The organism is Parafannyhessea umbonata, from assembly GCF_012844235.1.
Classification (GTDB): Bacteria; Actinomycetota; Coriobacteriia; order Coriobacteriales; family Atopobiaceae; genus Parafannyhessea.
The window spans coordinates 46,395-65,252 of the sequence record NZ_JABAGR010000010.1 but is presented as its reverse complement, the minus strand read 5'-3'; the positions used below and the strand labels follow the sequence as shown (position 1 = coordinate 65,252).

Here is an 18,858-nt window from a genome sequence, read left to right as displayed (position 1 = left end):
GGAGTGACCGAACCGTCAGACATTCGCAATAGTCTTTATAATTATATTGCATTGATGAAGCATGCTGGCTGTTACCTGAATTTCCTGGGGGAACATATGAACTGGCCACTCTACTACTATCTGGGGCCGATGTGCCTCATTGCGTTCGCGCTGTTTTCCCTATACGTCCACTTTTTCGAGAGCATCACAGCTCCCAGCGTTAGGCGAACAGCGACAGAAGTTATCCTACTCGTGGCCACCATCGCGCTTGGCTTCCTGGTGGTGTACTTCAACTTTCTTGACGGTACGTCCTACTTTGCATACAGGGACATGGGCTCCGACACCGTAGACCAGTACGTGCCATACTACCTTGACCTCATGCGAAAGATATCGACCAGATCCCTGGGAACGTGGAACATGAACTACGGTCTAGGCGCCAGCTTCATGTCATATCAGTCATGGACTCTTGACCCATTTTGCCTTGTAATCGTTCCTCTTGCGCTGCTACTTGGACAACAGCATCTGTCGCTTGCGCTTGTAATTGCGCAGGGCGTGAAGATGCTCCTGTGCGGGCTTCTATTTGACCACGTTCTAACGTTCTACTGCAGCCGACCACTATCAAGGATCGTCGGGGCCGTGCTCTATGCGTTCTGTGGCTTCCTGATGCTTTGGGGTCAGCATTATTGGATTGGTGCCTCAATCGTGATGGCTACGCTCATGATGCTCATGCTCGAGCTCCTCATGCAAAGATGGTCCATGCCACGCTTCTGGGGTCTTGCCGTAGCAAGCGCCGTCTCCATCATTATGAGCACGTACTCGGGCTTCGCCGTAATGCTCTTCTCGCTTGCATACGCCCTCCTTCGCATCCCCGTGGCAACGGACTCCACCGGAATACGCTCGTATCTTTCTGGCTTCTGGCGGCTTGCGCTGCCAGTCGCATGCGGCGTCCTCATATCTTGCGTTACCCTTGTTCCCTATGGAACTGCCATGATTCAGGAGTCGTCACGCGTCGTCTCGTCCGGTCAGGCGCCATTGTCGGAACGCATGCTTGACTATGCAAAGGCCTTTGTGCCCCTGAGATGGCTTCCCTACCTTGTGAGCCGTCTCTTAGGTAACGGTCTCGTCTCCGTATGCGCCGAGCTCCCACAATACCTCGTCCCCGCAACAGAGGCGTTTCGTCAGACCAACGTATACGAAATGACCCAGATGGGCTTCTCCGTCGCGGCGATAATACTGCTTCTCCAGTTTGCCTGGTGGGAATTGACTGAGGCGGATAGGCGCGAAAAGATTCTGGTTGCCATTGCCAGCGCACTTTGCATTTGTTACTGTGTCAACTACTTCCTGCCCGCGCTGTCGAACGTGTTCTCCGCAGTACGCTACCGTGCAAGTTTCGCTTTGGCGGCTCCGATATGCATCGCAATGGCAGTGGCATGGGAACGCTGTTTTCTGGAGAGAAGGCTCAACATCCCCGTTTTCGTTGCTGGCGCGGCTCTCACGGCAGCAACCCTTGCCTGGTCTCTCTTGCACACGCTTGACGGTCGGCTTATCTGCCTATACTTCTCCCTTGCACTCTTAATCCTAGTCGTACTGAGCGTCATCATGGCGCGCAATCGCGAAGGACGATGCAAGCTTGTCGTGGTCCTTTTCGCCGCTGCGATGCTATCGTCGTCCATCGTCGATGGCTTTTTCATTACGAACAGCCGAGTTTGGTGCACCAAGTCCGACTTTCCCAAAGCTGATGCATCCTACGAAAGCGATATGTCCGCAGCTCTAAAGTTTATCGAGTCGCAGGATGAAGAAGGTTCAGGCACCTATCGCATCTCCATAGCAATGGGTGACCTAAACGCGGCGCTCACCCAAGGCTTCATGGGTATCGACTCATATAACTCCACAATCAACAGCAACCTGGAATTGTTCTATAAGGAACTCTGGCCTGGCGCAATCCGAAAAATAAGCGCCTATCAAGCCACGCGTGACGATATGATTCATCCCACCCTTCAGCGAATGCTCGGAGTCCGATACATCGCAAGCAGGGGTGACATCCGCATTGATGGATATGAGCCGCTTGCAAGTTTTGGTTCGATAAGAGTACTTAAGGCCCAGGGTCAAACGTCGCTGGCCACTGTGTTCGAGTCAACGACATCCGAGTCCTCAGTGCAGTCTCAAACACCGCAAGAGCGAGAAGGGCTGGTTCAGAGCTCCGCCATCGTCTCAGACAATGCCCCCAAGGGTTTTCAGAATCTAGGACGAGCGTCTGGAGACGCCATCACGGGTACCTCAACTCCCGCAAAGGCGCATGTTGACTCCCAGACGAGTGTTTCCTGCTGCACTTCCACAGATTCTAAGGCAGTATGCATGTTTGCAATACCCTACGCGAAAGGTTGGAGTGCCAAGGTCGACGGCACGCAAGCTCCTACGTTCAGAACTAACTACGGATTCATCGGAGTCGCACTTCAACCGGGAAGCCATAAGGTAAGTATCGCCTATCGTCCATTGGGAACTGATATCGGTTTCGCAATCAGCACGTCTGGTTTAGTCTTGGGGCTGATTGCCAGCATCGCCATGCTGCGTAGACAAAAGGCCGGTGGGCTCCAGGTGCGTTAAACCCGAACCTTGGCGTCCCCTGCCCTACTCTTCACACCACTTGACAATCCAAGTTCCCCTGTTTAATGCCCCACCCAATCATGTCCGAATGGTCACCACGCAACCGCGTGCTTTAAAGCGTGGGTTCCGCATCAATATGAGCGGGACCCACGCTTCAATACCCAAACAATATCACTCGTAATAGCTAGTCGTAGCTCACCACAGTCGTGCCTGCGGGAGCGTTGTAATAGATCCACTTAGCGTTCTCGAACGGAAGCCGGACGCAGCCATGGGTAATCTTCAGTCCAAGTCGTCCGTCAAACACCGCGGAATGCTCGCTCTTGATACTTGTGCCGTTCGGACGATAGTAGGCAATGGAGTGGAAGCGCTGACCACCCAGGACATTGTCCTTGAATGACGTCCAGTAGAAGTAGTCCGGGTCGTTGCCCATCCTATATCCCCTGTTGTTGGTCACATACGTGATGCCCCTGAACGTCCTGCCAAGCTTGTCATTGCCAACGCCGCAAACCCAGTCGAACACTGGCTTCCAATTACCCTTCGAACCGCTGAAAACCACGGTATGACAGTTCGAATTGTCTATGGCGAATATATACCTTGAGGTACTGCCGATGTTCTTCACCTTTTCCCACGCACGGTATGCGACATACGACCATTGGGTGCGATTTCCGTACTCGTCGTAATAGCAGTAGCCGCCACCATTTGTGACCCATCCGTTCACCGCGGTGGGAGTCAGGTGCCAATCCTGATTAAGAGAGCCGTCCTCTTTCGCTTGGTTTACGTTTGCGCCGTTTGACGAGCCCGTCAGATTGAGCGCCATTCCGGAGTGACGATTGAGGAAGATTACATTTCCGCCGTCGGCTATCTTTACATCCCAGGTCTGGGCGCCAGTGCCGTTCTTGTCCCACTGCTGCACATTTGCACCGTCGACCATCGAGCCGTTCAGGACGTCAAGCACCTTGCCAGATGCCACGTTGGCAATGACGTAGCCACCGTTCAGATATGTCACGTAGAACTTCTGAGCGGTAGAGTTGTTCGAAGCGTACCCTTGGACATTTGCGCCACTATTGCCAGAGCCACCCGCAACATCCAGCGTCAGCCCTAATGCCGAAGAAATCTTGTACGCACCGTTTCTGATTAGCTGCGCAGCCGAGAACAGGAAGTGCTGTGCGTCAGTACCATTCGACTCGTACGTCTGGACCTGGGCCCCATTCGCTGCCGACCCAGCATAGATGTCCATAACAATCTGCTTGCCCGCGGTCTTCGCCGCGCCAACGTTTACAAGCGAGAAGAACGACCCGTTCCAGCCCAGAGCCCATTTCATGGTGTCATCAATGTCGCCATCATGCCTGCTATTTGAGGATCCAGACTGAATCACGAGGCCGTCGGAGCCACGTGTCAGCCAGCCGCCAGAGGCGGCAGTCCTGATGCTGATGGTCCCATCGTTGTTATTAACCACCTCAAAACGTTGAGCGAGCGTGTCGTTTATGTCATAGAGCTGCGCCTTTGCACCCGACTGGTTGGAACCATTCTGGATGTCGACCGTCTTCTTTGTGAGGGAGTTGAAGTTTCGAATGGAATAGATTCCGTCCGAATACGCATTGGTTTGCTGGATGCTGAACCTCTGCGCCTTCGTTCCGTTCTGGCGATAGGTATTGAGGTTTCCTCCGTTGCCCGCATAGGCGCCAGCGATGTCCATGACCAAGCCATTCGCCTTGTTGATGAAGGTGAAGGTGCCATCATCGTTCTTGCAAATCGCCCATCTCTGCGCATCAGTGCCGTTGTAGTTCCACTGTTGGATATTTCCGCCAGGCATAAACTGAGCGCTAGAAACGTCAAGCACCTTTCCGGTGCCTACGACCGATATGACATAGTAGCCATCGGAATCACGGTGGAAAAAGAACCTCTGGGCGCCAGTTCCATTTGAGTCCCAGGTCTGGGCGTTTGCCCCCGCGTTCCAACTGCCACCACTGATGTCCACAGACTTATTGCTACCAACGCTAGCCTTGATGGAATAGGCTCCATCCTCTAGCACAACGTTTGACTTCACGTTCGGATTCGTCGGAAGCAGATAGAACTGCTGGGCACCCGTTCCATTGCTCTGATAGATCTCGGCGTTGGTGCCATTTGACCTACCGGCAGCGTACAGATCGAGCACGTACTTGTCGTCAAGATGCGACACGAACGTATAGGCGATGCCATTTTGCACGATGTCCCAAAGCTGTGCCGCAAGCCCGACGGACTTCTTCCCAAGCTGAACGTTTGCGCAATTTGCAGCAACGCCGCCACGCACTTCGAGCACAAGGTCCGTCCCATGCTTGGCTACGGAATAACCCTTGTTCGCCTCGTCATACGTGACATCCCACTTCTGGGCGTCTGTACCGTTGAACGCGTAGGTCTGGACGTTCGTGCCAGGATTGCTGCCATTGGCAGCCGCATCAAGGACCTGCGGATCAGAAGTGCCCGACTCAATCACGTAGGTACCATCAGCCACTGTGCGAGTATCTTCCTCGGCCTTGTCTTCTGCTGCATTTGCGTCCTGGCTGACGGGACTCTGGTCGGCAGAGGTTACCTCCGCGTCCTTTACGGTAGCCTGCCCCTCTGCACCGTTGCTAGAATCTCCGCTCGGCTCCTGCTTTGACTCAGTCGCGGTCGCCTCCGACAAGGAGGTGGATGAGGCACCGGCGCCGCCCGGCGCCGCGCTCATGTTCTGCTCGTCATTGGAAGCAGTCGCCTCTTTGGCAGAGCCATTGTTGTCGACCTCGCTGGCAATCGTCTGTTCAGAGGGTGTTTCCACCTCGACAGAAGCAGGGTCCTGAGCCAGGGCAGTCTGGGGAAGAAGCACTGCCATGGTGCATGCGCCTGCAGAAATCATCGCAACAAGTGCAACCTTTGGACTGTATGTAGATAGCTTCATGAAACCTCCCATGCTGCGGGGTACTACCCCCCAACCGATTAGCTGCTCACAAGTATATATGAGTTTTATTTCAGGTAAGTGCCCGCAGTTTCCGCCGTGCAATCAGCCTGACACGCGCAAGCCTGTACGCCTTGCCCACGTACCAGGGGGATCTAAATAGGGTGCCTATTAGGGAGAGCACATGCGCCAGCCTATTCGTCATGCCAGCCGATCCTAGAAAGGCATTCATCTGGTAATACGCACTTGAGAACCGCCGCTCACGAGCCGGTGTCCAGGCATCGTCTACCTTATGCTGGACCTCTTCGACATCGGCAACCTTACCCTCTCTGTAAGTTCTTGTGAGCTCCCTCTGGTATAGGTACTGGCGAAAGAGGCTCGATCTCGAGATACTACCCGAGGAAATCGTGTAGTCCAGCAACGTCTCCGGGCAGTTTCCTATCTCACATCCATCCAATTCCAGACGAAGAAGAAAGTCGTAATCCTCTGAAAGCGGTATCGGACGATATCCCCTTGCAAGGACCTCGGCTTTCCCTAGCCATGTAGGATGCATGACGCAGTTGTTGTATCCCAGAGCCTTCGCTACTTCACTCGCACTCGTTGGAAGCCCGTCAGCACGATACAGGAACGTGCCCTCCTCATTGACAACGTTCATGAAGCAGCCCACAAGGTCGAGGTGGTGTTCAGATAGGTACGCCACCTCTCGTTCCACGCGCTCTTTGTGAGCAATGTCATCGGAATCCATGCGGCAAATAAGGTCGCAATCATCCTTTATGTCCGCAATTGCCGAATTAAGAGATGACGCAAGCCCCAGGTTCCTCTCGTTCACTTTCAGCGAGAAGCGCTCTCTATCGCCACAATACTCCTCAAGGAACCCTCTCGCCTCAAGGTTGTCGGGGTCGTCCAGAACAACGAGCGTCGAGATGTTGCCGTAGGTTTGGCCGTCGATAGAGTCTGCGGCGCGCTTGATGACGTCAACGGGCTCCCGGTAGACAGGAAGCACTACCGTTACCTTTGGATCTCTGCTCACCGTTTCTCCCTTCGGGGTTCGAAGTCCGATGCCATGATTTGCTAGACTTGTCAATGAAGCTGTCAATGTCATCTAAGGCAGCCTACTCTTTCCGCATACGCGGCAAGACCGTCCTCAATCATATCGTTTGGGATAACTCATGTGGCTTAGCTTTGTACTTGTGTTTGCGACCTACCTGCTTCTCTTTGTTCCAAATGCGCTTTTACTTTTTGGGCTTGGCTTCGACATATTCTGGAGCGCGACGCTTTCTCCCCTCGTCAGCATCAGCGCATACGCAATCATCGGCCAAGCGTTAGCGATTGTTGGCATTCCCTCTAGTGCGCCCATCCTCGTCGCACCCATACTTTGCGCGGCCCTCATTGCGACATTACTGGTGCGCAGAAAGGGCAAGACCGTTGCAGCACCATCTGTCGACCGTTTCACAGCGCTTCTTTACCTTGGCGTGGGTCTTGCACTCGGCCTGCTGGTCTATCTAAAGAATCTCCCCTCGCCCGACGCCCTCTTCCAAGCGTTCGACACTGCGCAGCACCTCAACGTGATTCGTGCGTTTGCGGATTCCGGTCGATTCTCTTCCCTAGGCGTCTCTGCATATCTCACGGAGGCAGATAAGGCAATCTGTCCCGCCGCTTCTTCCGGCTTCTATCCCTCCGCCTGGCATGCGTTTTGCGCCTTGGCAGTACAGCTCACCCAGTGCAAGGTCACCGTCGCCATCAATGCATCCGAGTTTGTGATGACCTCCATCGCCTACCCCCTTGGCTGGGCCGCCCTCCTCACCCTCGCGTTTGATGGCGATAAGAATAAAGTTAGAGCAGGGTCCATCGTCTGCATGGCATTCGCCTCGTTCCCCTGGCAGCTCATCATGTTCGGTCCCATATACCCTAACCTTGTTGGCTTTTGCGTCCTCCCCTCTGCCATGGCCCTCTTCATGCTCGTGTTCCTTGGCTCAGGTCGAAGGACTTCTGTCACTGGGACGCTTGTGTTTCTGCCGTGCCTGGCCGGCCTTGCGCTCCTCCACCCCAACACAATATTCACGGCGCTGGTGCTTTTGATGTTCTGGTGCGCAAGGCTCGTCCACGATGCCCTAGCGCGCGTTCTGGAAAATCGCCCGAAGCTTGTCGCGAAAGCGCTACCTTGGGTCGGATGGGCAGCCTTCCTCTTGCTGTGCTTTGCATTCTGGATCTTCTGCTACAGATTGCCCGCATTCCACGAAATCGTGTCCCACAACTGGAAGACGTATGCAACACAGCAGCAAATGCTCTACAACCTGTTTGCACTCACCTACACCAACGACTTTTGCTACAACCTCGCTCCGCAGTTCCTGCTTGGCGTGCTTGTGATCGTGGGCGCAGTGCGAGCGGCCCTTTCTGGCAAGACGCGCTGGATTACGCTCTCGTACCTTGTTGCTGGATTCATATTGTTCTGGGTGGCTACCTACACTGGCATCCCTGGACGCTCTCGGTTCCTTCTCGGCGGATTCTGGTACACGGACCCCATGAGGCTTGCCTCCATGTTCGTCCTTGCGTCCATACCGTGCGCCGCCTTGGGACTTTCTTACGTCGCCGAGCTGCTTGATCGACTCGGCAGCAAGAGGCTCGACGGCATCCACGTCGCAGGCCACAATGTCGCGACCATCGCAATCGTTATCGCAGTCTTCGCTTTGGTGAACTACTTCCCTGGCTTCTATAAGTCCCCACAAGAGGCCAAGCGTGACCCAGACATGCAGAATACAGACTTCCACACTGCTTTTGGCGACATGTGCTACATCGTGACGGATGTGTATGACAGCACTTCTCCGCTGTCACAGAAGGAAAAGGACTTCCTTGCCAAGGCCACCCCGATAGTTGGTGATGATCTTGTCATTAACGACCCCGCAGACGGAAGCCTCTTCGCCTATGGCGATTATGGCATAAGAACGTACTATCGCACCCTCACGGGAGTCGGCGCGCCTAATGAGACCTTGGAAAGTCAGCGCATCAGAACCTGGCTCAGCCACATGGGCCAGAGTCCCGACACCCGCGAGGCACTCAAAAAGACGGGCGCGCGCTACGTGCTGGTACTCGACGACAGCGATGCAGTTTTCTCGTTTATCAACCTCAGGGGAACCGGAGCTAAGTCGCGAGCAGATTTCCATGGCGTCGACAGCGTCGGTGCAGATACACCGGGTCTCAAGCTTGTACTTTCAAGTGGTGACAGGCTGCGTCTATACAAGATTGTTGGCTGACGCTTTGACTCTGTAGTTTCGAAGCGTACCAAACATTAAAGCTAGAATGGATATCGTACGTCTCCCAGCGCTAAGGATACTATGCATATGCACGTCCTCGCCATAATTCCCGCCTTCAACGAGGAGGAGTGCCTCTCCTCCACGGTCGCAGAGCTTACGTCGCAATGCCCAGACATTGATTACCTCGTAGTAAATGATGGCTCAAAAGATGATACTGAGTCGATCATACGTGGGGAAGGTCTACACGGCGTCAACCTTCCCGTCAACACGGGGCTTACCTCCGCTTTTCGAACCGGAATGAAGTATGCTTACCGTCACGGGTATGACGCCGCGATTCAATTTGATGCAGATGGCCAGCACATGCCGGCTTTCATCAGAACCATGGCAAGGGCGATGGACGAGAATGGCGCGGACATCGTAATTGCGTCCCGTTTCCTCAATGGCGAGCGTTTCACGGGCGTGCGCGGACTGGGGTCTCATCTCATAACCCATCTCGTCAAGATGACGACGGGGGTCACCATCACGGATCCAACGAGCGGCATGCGCATGTACGGACGCTCCATGATCAAGATGTTTGCCACAGGCTTCGATGTTGCGCCCGAGCCCGATACGGTGGCATGGGCCATCCGCAAAGGAAACAAGGTGGTCGAGGTCCCCGCCGAGATGCGCGAGCGTCAAGGTGGCGAGAGCTACCTCAAGCTCTCCAACGTCGTTAAATACATGAGCAGAACCTGTCTGTCCATCCTGCTCTTCCAATGGCTCAGGTAAGGAGCTTTCGTGGCACTTCAGCAGCGTATTCTCATACTCTTTGGCGCAGTTCTCGCATTCGCGATTGTTTGTCGTCGCATACAGAAGGACAAGATTCTCGTTGAGGACTCGATTTATTGGGTCGTTCTGTCCCTTCTCCTCGTTGTTGTCGCGGCTTTTCCGGGCATTGCAATCTGGATGGCAGGGCTGCTAGGCTTCATCTCACCCATCAACTTCGTGTACCTACTGATCATCGCTCTCTTGCTCATCAAAGTGTTCAGCAACTCCGCAGAAATCTCCATGCTCAAAAGCAAGGTAAACGATCTTGCACAAGAGATTGCCCTAAGAGAAGAACTTGGTACCAAGGATGCCCACCGCCACGGAGATTCGTCGGCGACGGGCACGCATCACTAGGCGATTATGGTTACTGTGCGGGCTTTTCCCATCACAGCCTTCCCAAGAGAAACAGTATTCTCAGCGCCAGCTCTTCTGATTTCTTCTGTCTAAGCCTGATTGGCGTTACGGCTTTGGTCAAACGCCCGCCGTTCAGAAACCGCCCTAGGAGACGGCGTCTCTCCATGGGCATTGTGGTTCCAAAGTCGCTCTCGAGCTTCTTCAGCTGAAGCGTCACGTTCTCGAGTTCGTCACCCTGCAGGAACTTTCGCGCACGATAGCGCAAGAGCGACATGCCACCAGTTCCCGTTGCGCTTACATTCGCTCCAGTACGCCTGTAGTCGAGCGAAGCAAAGTCATCAAACGTTAGCTCACCTATCGCGCTCGCGACGAGGGCACACCACCAGTCGTGACAATATACGCCGTCGACTCCTGCGTTTACCACCGCGCGCACTAGGGCGTCGTTCATCAGCACCGTATTGCCAGACACCATGTTTTCATACAGCATCGTCGGAAAGTCAACCCCGCGTTGGTTCAAGTGGCTCTTTCCTTGCGGACGCAGGTCGCTGTCGCAAAAGACATACTCGGAGCAATAAAGCTGCGGCACTCGTTCGTCACGTTCCGCAAGAACGCTCACGGCTCGCGACACCTTGTCGACATGCCAACGATCGTCCTGATCGCAAAAGGCAACGTAGTTGAACCTGCCTGCCACCGACTTCAAGAGCGAGAAGAAGGAGCGTACCACTCCAACATTCTTGCCGCGCTCAAGACTGATCTTGCCGTCTCGTTCATAGCTCTCAAGAACCTTTACCGTGTCGTCACGCGACCCATCGTCGCGCACAAATACGGCTACGTTACCATAGTCTTGCGCAAGTACGCTCTCCAACTGCTCTTGCACGTACTTCTCGCCATTGTACGTAGACATGACCACGGCGACGCTCGCAAGCTTTCCTTGTCTCATGCATGCCCCTCTTCACAGGACGGCGCCATCACTTTTGATGGCGCCGTCCGTCCAACACTTTCATACACGCGCTCTGTGGACTCGACTTATTCGCTACCTTGGCCAGCTGCCAATAGTCCAGTTTGTCGGGTTCGGATTATAGCTGGCAAATGACTCAACCGTCGAGCCGGTCGGAACGTTGTCGTATATCCATTTAGCGTCATCGCGAAGCATGCAGATGCATCCCGATCCCCTATGAACGTAGCCTGACTTGCCCTGAGCCCTGAACTCTGCGTAAATCGAGTAGTGGAAACCCTGGCCCATCTCATAGGGAGTCGAGCTGTTACGAGACTCGGGGTAGGACGGAAGGTTGAAATCGCCCTGCCTCCTGTTCGCAGTCCATGCGGTAACGAAGCAGCTGAAATAGTCATTTACCCACGTCGTTCCCTCGTAGAGCGCAGGGGCCTTGTGATGCAGTTTAAAGAGACCGGTCTTCGAGTTGTTTGTGCCAGCTCCCCATTTGCCGCCATACGCACCCGTTGTCACGTCGAACGTCTTCACAGCGCTCCAACTTCCACCAGACTTCTGCAGCACGGTCACTCGAGCCTGGTCAACGTCCACGCAGACATAGAAATTCGTGTCGCTTCCCTTTTGGACCGCCTTTGCACGCATCTTGTCCAAGTATGACTTATCGTACTTAAGCCCAGAGGCATCCTTGCCGCTCACGCTTCCTGCATTGCCGCCCACGCTCGTGTTCACGACTGTCTTGGCATACGACCAGCTTGCCATATCCGAGCCGGCATCGACCAATACCGTCCTCGAGCCAGAGGAACTCACACCCAATGCCAATCTATTCGAAAGTCCGGAGACAAGCACGATGCCTCCCTTGACACCAATGGTTGGCATCCACATCTGCGCAGGAGTTCCGTTCGGTGCATATTGCTGTACGGCCGCTCCGATTGACCCGTTTCCGTTCTGCACGTCAAGCGCCTTTCCTGATCCCGCGTTGGCAATCGAGACGTAGCCAGAGCCTAAAGACTTTACCGTCCAAGCCTGAGCGGCAGTTCCATTGCTCTTATATACCTGCACGGCCGCCCCATCGGACTTCGAGCCTCCAGACACGTCCAATGCCAATCCGTGATCCAAAGACGTTGTCAATACATACGTTCCGTCCTCGATTGGCCTTACCTTCTCGAGCTTCCAAGACTGCGCCGCAGTTCCGTTAACAGCATATGTGCCGACCGTGCTACCGCTTCTAGTGGACGCACCCGACAGATCGAGCGCCTTTCCCGAGGCAACGTTGACAAATGTCACGCCACTTCCAGAGCCAGGCCGGGCTGTCCAACGAGACTCATCGGTCAGCTGCTCGGACCCACAAAGCGTTCCGTCGGCATCCGTGAGATAGAGTCCTGAGTTTGCACTCTTGACAGAATATGCCTTTGCTTCCTTGTCGTAGCTCACGGTCCACTTTTGAGCGAGAGTGCTGTTTGAAGAATAGATTTGAACTCGCGCATTCGGGCTCGTCGACGCTGACTCGACATCCAAAACCTTCGACGAGTCCAGGGAGCTCTTGATTGCGTAAAGACCATCTTCCACTACGCTGGCAACAGGCTCGAAAGTCCACTGTTGAGCCTTGGTACCATTTGCATCCCACAACTGCACCGCGGCACCGTCGTGGGCATTCGCGCCAGGAACATCCAAGGCCCTGCTCGTTAGCGGAGTCCTAATGACATAGGTTTCGCCCGCTGATTTCCTGATGTCCCAACTCTGGGCACTTGAGCCGTTCGGTTGGTACTGCTGAATCCTCACTCCGTTGGACCCATTGCCGCCGGGCACGTCGAGAGCCTTACCAGAACACGCCGCCGTCAACTTATAGTAGCCAGTCTGCGAGTCGTATGTGAGAGACCATCGCTGTGCTGAGCTGCCGTTCTTCTCCCACAGCTGAACCCGAGCCCCGTTTGAGTAAGACGCCGAGGGGACGTCGACTGCTTTTGACGAGGATGCCGCGGACTGCACGGTGTACGATCCCTCCGCAAGGGAACTCGTGGATTCGAGAACGAACTTCTGGGCTGCGGTTCCGTTTGACTGCCACACCTGAATATTGGCACCATCGCGGCCGCTTCCACCCGACACATCGAGCACGAGCCCATTGCATACCGACTTGAGAGAATATGATCCGTCACCGTTATCTACAAGATCCCACTGTTGAGCAGCCGAGCCGTTCTCGCCCCAAAGCTGGACGTTAGTGCCGTTTGCCCTACCAGCGCCGCTGACATCCAGTACCAGCTTGGTGTTGACGCTGCGCACGACATAGTGGCTTCCCGACTTTTCGAGACGCCAACGCTCACCAACCCTAGAGTTGTCCTTCCATTGGAATACGTTGCCTCCGCTGACCTTTCGATTGGACTCCACGGCAACGGTCTTCTTCGACGCGACGGAAGAGATCACGTACACGCCATCAGAAACGCTGGTTGCAGCATGAGCGACAATAGGTTGAGCCAGCGCGCAGCAGAGCAAGACGGCAGCAGAGAGTACGCATCCTGACCGCGTCAACCGAGCTTTCTTATTCATGTGTCCTCCATTGCAAGGGCGGTAGGCTAACGCCAATCGTATCACCTGCGAAGTCTGAAGTCCGCCCAAACAACGCCGGTCATCCGAATGCTGTCTCTAAAGGGTCACTCCCCTGCCCCGAAGCATGCGAGAGGCCAGAACGAGATACCAGCGCAAGGGCGAGGTAAGGTAGGCCAGGCGGTGGCTCTTCTCCCCCATTAGTTCCGAGAGCGTCTCGCGCATTGTCGAGCAGCGCACCTTTCCAACGCTCCACTTGAGCAAGGTGCGGTAATAGGTCATCTTGGCAGCAAACACGGCCTCTTCGTTCTGGCGCGATTCAGCAAACTGGATGATGGTCTTCCCGAAGAGAAGCTCTTGGCGAGCGTAGTTCTCGTCGACCCTCACATTTGACGAGTAACTCGATCCGCCCTTGACCACATGCCGATAGGCGCTCCAAACATGCTCCATGCAACGAACCCTGCCGATCGTGAGTATAAAGAATGCATTCCTGCGATCGCCTGGATAGGAATCGTAAAGACGCATGCGCGTGATGTCCTCGCGCGCCTTGAGGTACGGCTCGCGTCGGTAGAGCGAAGTACCAATCTGGCCGGGTAGGCTCATGTAGAAGAACTCTTTGAAGGTGTACTCCCCATTCGGACACTCAGGGTACTTCTCGCCGTTTGGTTTCGAATCCGCACCAACGACAACGCAGTGGTGGTAGCAGGCAGAGTAGTCCGGATGCGACTCCAGGAAGTCGACCTGTGCTTGCAGCTTTCCGTCGTATGTCCAGAAGTCGTCGCCCTCAAGAATTGCCATGTAGCGTCCGCGGCAACGATGAAGCAGGTCGTTGCAGTTGTTCTCACCTCGAAGGCCCATGTTCTTGGGGCGAAGGAGGATGTGGAACCAGTCAGGAAGCTCGGACTCGAGGCTTCTAAGCACGTCGCGTGTGCCATCCGTAGAAAAATCGTCGCCGACGATAACCTCAACGGGAAAGTCGCACTTTTGGCTTGCGATGCTCCTGAGGCAGCGCTCGACGTAGTCCCGCTGGTTGAACACCGGGACTATGACGCTGACCATCGGCGCCTGTGTCGTAGCTGCCTTTTCCTGCTTCACCCGTGCTCTCCCAGCCTAGCTCCTGCCACAAGACAGAACGATGTCACAGATTCGGTCGACGTCCTCGAGTGCGAGGTCCGCATACATGGGCAGTGTGAGCACATGACTCGCGACGTAGCGTGCCACAGGCGTCCTTGAGCTGTCAAAACGGCCGCGATAGCAGGCGAAATCCGTCGTAAGCGGGTAGAAGTACTTGCGCGAGAAGATCTGCTGCTCGGCAAGGGTGTCATACACGTTGTCGCGAGAGGCGCCGAAGTCGTCGTCGAACACGACAGGCAGGTAGGCGTAGTTGGGGGTGACGCCCTCCTTGGGCAGCGACACCCTGACGCCCCGGGCGCCGTCGAGACGCTCCCAGTACCGCTCGGCGACCAGCTTGCGCTTCGAGATCTCGCGATCGAGGTGGCGAAGGTTGCAGATGCCCATAGCCGCGCAGAACTCGTTCATCTTGGCGTTGCCACCTACGTACTCAACGTCCTCGGGACCAGTGATGCCAAAGTTCTTCCACTCGTTGAGGAGCGTCTTGAGCCCAGCGTCGTGGAAGCACACGGCACCCCCCTCGATGGTGTTGAACACCTTGGTCGCATGGAACGAGAACATGGAGGCGTCGCCAAACGACGCGGAGGAGACGTCGCCGCGCCACACTCCGAAGGCATGCGCGGCATCATAGATGACCTTGAGGCCGTGACGGTCAGCGATGTCCTGGATTGCGTCTACGTCGCATAGGTTGCCATAGACGTGGACGGGGACGATGGCGCAAGTGTCCTCGTCTATCAGACGCTCGACCGAGGCAGGGTCAATCGTATAGTCGTCTGGCTTAATGTCTGCGAACACGGGCTCCAACCCCTTGCGAACGATGGCGTGGGTCGTGGACGCAAACGTGTAGGGCGTTGTTATGACCTTGCCCTTGAGCCCCATGGCCTCGAGCACGCACTCGAGCGCTGAATGGCCGTTCACGAAGAGCGCAATCTGGGGAACCTTCAGGTAGCTCGCAAGGTCTGCTTCGAGCTGACGGTGCTTTACGCCCATGTTCGTAAGCCAGTGGCTCTCCCAGATGGGCTTTATCTCCTCCGCATACTCCTCGAAGTCCGGCATGGACGAGCGCGTAACGAGGATCTTATCTGGCATGCTTGTGCTCCAAACCTGCAAGTTCCGCAAATATAAGACATTCTAGCATCGATATCACAACATAGAACTCCGGGCTGTACTTACCCACCTCCAGTAGGTAGGAATCAAAGCTGAAGACGCTCAGCTGGTACGAGACGTACCAGACCGTCGCGGCCTCGTATGCGAGCGCAGTGAGCGCCAGACCGAGCGCGATGAGCAGTGATTCCACGGGCTGCTTCACCCTCCCGCGCACAGCCATCGCGACGAGAGCCGCGATGGCAGGAAGGAGCAGCAGGTTCATGATGCGCATTGCCGCGATACCGACACGCCCAAGGTGGTAGTCAACCGCGGATACTGCCGCCGCCTTCTTGGACGTATCATCCACCTCACCATTGACAAGCGTGTTGCCACCAAGGAGCACGCGCATCTTGACCTCCCCCGACGCAAACATACCCGGCGGGCTCACAGGCTTCCATCCCGGTTCGATGAGGTGTTCCTGAAGGACATCCAAGCGAAGAAGAGTCGCCGATGTATCGAGTGTTCGTCTTGCCCAGGGGAGAAGGTCGGTTGTCCCAACTGGCGGTGCCACCTGAGAAATCCTCAGGCCTCCTTTTGCGGCTATGTTACCCGTCCTCTCCGCCTTTCGCAGCTCTGCGTCAACCTTCGACCAGAACGCGCTGGCGGTGCGGGCGGTCGCGTTCTTCCTTGCGTCGTAGTAGCCCTGCCTGAGCGCCCAGTACGCAAGGTCGCCGTACACCTCATGCCCATCGAAGGACTCATCCCACTCGTCCCACGACCCCTCTACGGACTCGCGGATCGTTGCAAGCGTCGGGCTCGCTCCCATAGCGCTCTCGAGAGCCTTCCTCGATACCCAGAGTCCTTCGTCCTTCTCGCCCGTATCGATACCGGACAAGTCAGAGCACACACGCGCGAACGAGCCCGTGAATCTCTCGTTTGTGCCATTGAAGCCATAGCGCTCATAGTTCACGCGCGAGACCGCTTCCGACGCACTCCACACGAGCACGAGGGGGAGCACGAGAAGCGCCACCCTGACGATGGGGCCGCGTGCACCTTGGTGCTCACGACGGGCAGCCTTCAGCCAACCAACCGCCATGACGAGGGAACACACGAGCACGAAAGGCAGTACCCAGGTAAAGTTCTCCTTGATGCGCGAGAGCGGGACCAAACCCAACGCCGCCGCGGCAGACCAGGGAAGCTGCACCCTCACGGGACCCTTCCTCCTGAGGTACCAGCCAATGTAGGCGGAGAGCGAGAGAATGGCGAAGGGGATGACCATCCCGTCGCGATAGATTCTGCGGAAGTACGTGGTCGTGAAAAGAAGCGGCGTGTAGAGAAGTATGAGGTAGACAACGACACGCACCCATCTCGAGCGAATGCGGGGGCGAAGCGCGATGGCGAAGGCGAGGCAGGCGATGGCCTGTGCACCGATGAAGAACAGCTGATAGCGAATGTGAGTCGTCCCACACAACGCGATGATCATGGGGTAACCCGGGTTCTTAGCGAGCGTATAGCGACCATATGGCCCCAACCACTTGCCCGCGGCGAGATAAAGGGCCGCATTTGCGAAAAGCCTGTCATCCGCCTCCGTGCCAGCCCCCAGGAGGACGGTCACGGGCGTCTGATAGGCAAGGACGATTCGCACGATGGTAAGCGCAACGGCAAGCACCATGGGGAGGACGTCGCCCGCTAGAGAGACTCGAAAGAGCCGCCCCTTGGCTCGTATGGGCGGAGTCGTTGTGGTGGCCCTCTTCTCAGCGCTCACTTTCTCGCCAGCTTCCTTTCTCTTGCGGCCTTGATGTTTCGCATGACGTAGGTAAACTCCTCGACGTGGAACGTCCACGACAGGAGGACGTAGACCACAAGCATCACGACGATGCCGACGAGGATTCCCAGGACGTCGTTGGGCATAGCCGAGGCGGCAAACCAAACTGCGACGGCGGATGCAGCCGACATGGCGAACGCGGGAACAATGTCACGTACCTGTTCCACGTACGAGTAGCCGATGACCCGCTTATTGGGAGACGCGTTGATGAAAGTGCTCACGATGCCCACGACCACGGAGCCGAAGACGATGGCGTAGATGTCACGCATCACGAAGGCTGCGAAGCCAATGATCGCGAGACCTAGGCACTTTTTTATGACCTCGAGCTTTAGGAAGAGGTCGCTCCTGCCCATGCCGTTGAGCACCTGAAGGTTGGTGGTGTGGATGGGCAGCAACGCGTACACGAAGCAGTACATCTGCAGGAACGGGACGCTCGGGAGCCACTTTGGCCCAAGCAAAAGCCTCACGAGCTGCGGGGCCAGAATGGCGAAGAGCGTCATCGAGGGGACGATGAGGTAGGTGCTCGTCTTAAGACCGCGGCGCGCGAGACGCTTGACATTGGAGACGTCCTCCTGCACGCGTGACACCGCGGACAGCATTACGGGCTGGATGGCTCCATCGAGCATGACGCCGAGCGCCTGGGGATACTTCTTGCCCTGCGAGACGTATCCGAGGTCCGTGGAGGTGAAAACCCTGCCGATGATGAGATCGGACAGGCTCTGATACAGCTGGTCCATAATGCCTGACACGAGGAGCTTCCAGCTGAAGCGGAACAGTACGACAGCGCGTTCGCCGTCGAACTCGAGACGCGGGCGCCAGGGGATCTGCTTTGCGAGAGCGATGCATTTGACGACCTGCTGCGTTATCTGCTGGACCACGAGCGCCCAGATGCCCAGTCCCGCGAGCGCGGCGGAAATGCCTAGGGCGCCCGAAACGATGCCGGCCGTGATGGTGGCTCGAAAAGTCTTGTTGAACTGGAGGTCACGGGCAACGATGGCCTCCTGGATAGAGTTGTAAGCATTGACGATGAGCACAAGCACGAGGACTCTGAGAGGCCACACGACGCGCGGCATCCTATAGAACGCCGAAACGGCGGGCGCCGAGACGAACACGGCGACGTATAGGACTGTTGAGACCACGAGGCTCATCCAGAACACCGTGCTGAAGTCCTTCTCGCCCACGTTCTTGGACTGGACGATGGCGGTATTTAGTCCAGACTGCACGAGCACGTTGCCCACGTTTACAAACACGAGCATGATCGCGAGCATGCCGAACTCGCTCGGTGCAAGGATGCGAGCCATCACGATTTGAACGACGAGCGTGATAATGGCGGACCCGCCCTGCTCGAAGAGCTTGAAGAAGAGTCCACGTATTGTCTTGGATTTCAGGTTAGCCTCTGCCAATAGATCCTCCTGCCAGGCCC

The 18,858-nt window shown here is 55.9% G+C and carries 12 protein-coding genes; 4 read left to right on the top strand and 8 right to left on the bottom strand.

The genetic code is table 11. The features are described from left to right. The first annotated feature begins 96 nt into the window (after window positions 1-96). On the top strand, window positions 97-2,583 hold the full coding sequence (locus HF885_RS09395; RefSeq protein WP_170104672.1) for a YfhO family protein: 2,487 nt from the start codon (window positions 97-99) through the stop codon (window positions 2,581-2,583). 184 nt (window positions 2,584-2,767) lie between these two features. On the opposite strand, the gene HF885_RS09390 is transcribed toward HF885_RS09395, so the two are convergent. Continuing rightward, complete coding sequence (locus tag HF885_RS09390) at window positions 2,768-5,497, bottom strand: RICIN domain-containing protein (protein WP_170104671.1); 2,730 nt, start codon at window positions 5,495-5,497, stop codon at window positions 2,768-2,770. A 70-nt stretch (window positions 5,498-5,567) separates the two neighbouring features. Then, complete coding sequence (locus HF885_RS09385) at window positions 5,568-6,524, bottom strand: glycosyltransferase (RefSeq protein ID WP_170104670.1); 957 nt, start codon at window positions 6,522-6,524, stop codon at window positions 5,568-5,570. Window positions 6,525-6,663: 139 nt separating this feature from the next. On the opposite strand from HF885_RS09385, the gene HF885_RS09380 reads away from it, so the two are divergent. The 3 genes from HF885_RS09380 to HF885_RS09370 all read left to right on the top strand — a co-directional run bounded on the left by HF885_RS09380 (window position 6,664) and on the right by HF885_RS09370 (window position 9,906). Next, complete coding sequence (locus tag HF885_RS09380) at window positions 6,664-8,745, top strand: DUF6541 family protein (protein WP_170104669.1); 2,082 nt, start codon at window positions 6,664-6,666, stop codon at window positions 8,743-8,745. Between the two features lie 81 nt (window positions 8,746-8,826). Beyond that, the gene (locus HF885_RS09375) at window positions 8,827-9,513 is read left to right on the top strand and encodes a glycosyltransferase family 2 protein (protein WP_328804375.1); all 687 of its coding nucleotides are present in this window, start codon (window positions 8,827-8,829) and stop codon (window positions 9,511-9,513) included. 9 nt (window positions 9,514-9,522) lie between these two features. Then, on the top strand, window positions 9,523-9,906 hold the full coding sequence (locus HF885_RS09370; RefSeq protein WP_170104667.1) for a DUF2304 domain-containing protein: 384 nt from the start codon (window positions 9,523-9,525) through the stop codon (window positions 9,904-9,906). A gap of 31 nt (window positions 9,907-9,937) precedes the next feature. Here HF885_RS09370 and HF885_RS09365 read toward each other — a convergent pair whose 3' ends face one another. From HF885_RS09365 to HF885_RS09340, 6 genes are all read right to left on the bottom strand, one after another. Continuing rightward, entirely contained in the window at window positions 9,938-10,846 is a 909-nt protein-coding gene (locus tag HF885_RS09365) for a glycosyltransferase family 2 protein (protein ID WP_170104666.1), read from the bottom strand. Between the two features lie 93 nt (window positions 10,847-10,939). Next, window positions 10,940-13,396 carry an RICIN domain-containing protein gene (locus tag HF885_RS09360; RefSeq protein ID WP_170104665.1) on the bottom strand — a complete coding sequence of 819 codons (2,457 nt, stop codon included), beginning with the start codon at window positions 13,394-13,396 and terminating at the stop codon, window positions 10,940-10,942. A 96-nt stretch (window positions 13,397-13,492) separates the two neighbouring features. After that, window positions 13,493-14,488 carry a glycosyltransferase family 2 protein gene (locus HF885_RS09355; RefSeq protein WP_170104664.1) on the bottom strand — a complete coding sequence of 332 codons (996 nt, stop codon included), beginning with the start codon at window positions 14,486-14,488 and terminating at the stop codon, window positions 13,493-13,495. Window positions 14,489-14,503: 15 nt separating this feature from the next. After that, complete coding sequence (locus tag HF885_RS09350; RefSeq protein ID WP_170104663.1) at window positions 14,504-15,613, bottom strand: DegT/DnrJ/EryC1/StrS family aminotransferase; 1,110 nt, start codon at window positions 15,611-15,613, stop codon at window positions 14,504-14,506. Beyond that, window positions 15,603-17,375, bottom strand: a complete 1,773-nt coding sequence (locus HF885_RS09345; protein ID WP_206109889.1) for a hypothetical protein — start codon at window positions 17,373-17,375, stop codon at window positions 15,603-15,605. The genes HF885_RS09350 and HF885_RS09345 overlap by 11 nt, the downstream gene beginning before the upstream one ends. Next, entirely contained in the window at window positions 17,372-18,838 is a 1,467-nt protein-coding gene (locus HF885_RS09340; RefSeq protein WP_170104661.1) for a lipopolysaccharide biosynthesis protein, read from the bottom strand. Before HF885_RS09340 ends, HF885_RS09345 begins: the two co-directional genes overlap by 4 nt. Window positions 18,839-18,858 lie beyond the last annotated feature (20 nt).

What these genes read in the sequence shown, in the direction of transcription:
- HF885_RS09395 (WP_170104672.1), top strand. Translation starts at nt 97, where the DNA reads ATGAACTGGCCACTCTACTACTATCTGGGGCCGATGTGCCTCATTGCG.
- HF885_RS09390 (WP_170104671.1), bottom strand. Translation starts at nt 5,497, where the DNA reads ATGAAGCTATCTACATACAGTCCAAAGGTTGCACTTGTTGCGATGATT.
- HF885_RS09380 (WP_170104669.1), top strand. Translation starts at nt 6,664, where the DNA reads ATGTGGCTTAGCTTTGTACTTGTGTTTGCGACCTACCTGCTTCTCTTT.
- HF885_RS09375 (WP_328804375.1), top strand. Translation starts at nt 8,827, where the DNA reads ATGCATATGCACGTCCTCGCCATAATTCCCGCCTTCAACGAGGAGGAG.
- HF885_RS09365 (WP_170104666.1), bottom strand. Translation starts at nt 10,846, where the DNA reads ATGAGACAAGGAAAGCTTGCGAGCGTCGCCGTGGTCATGTCTACGTAC.
- HF885_RS09360 (WP_170104665.1), bottom strand. Translation starts at nt 13,396, where the DNA reads ATGAATAAGAAAGCTCGGTTGACGCGGTCAGGATGCGTACTCTCTGCT.
- HF885_RS09350 (WP_170104663.1), bottom strand. Translation starts at nt 15,613, where the DNA reads ATGCCAGATAAGATCCTCGTTACGCGCTCGTCCATGCCGGACTTCGAG.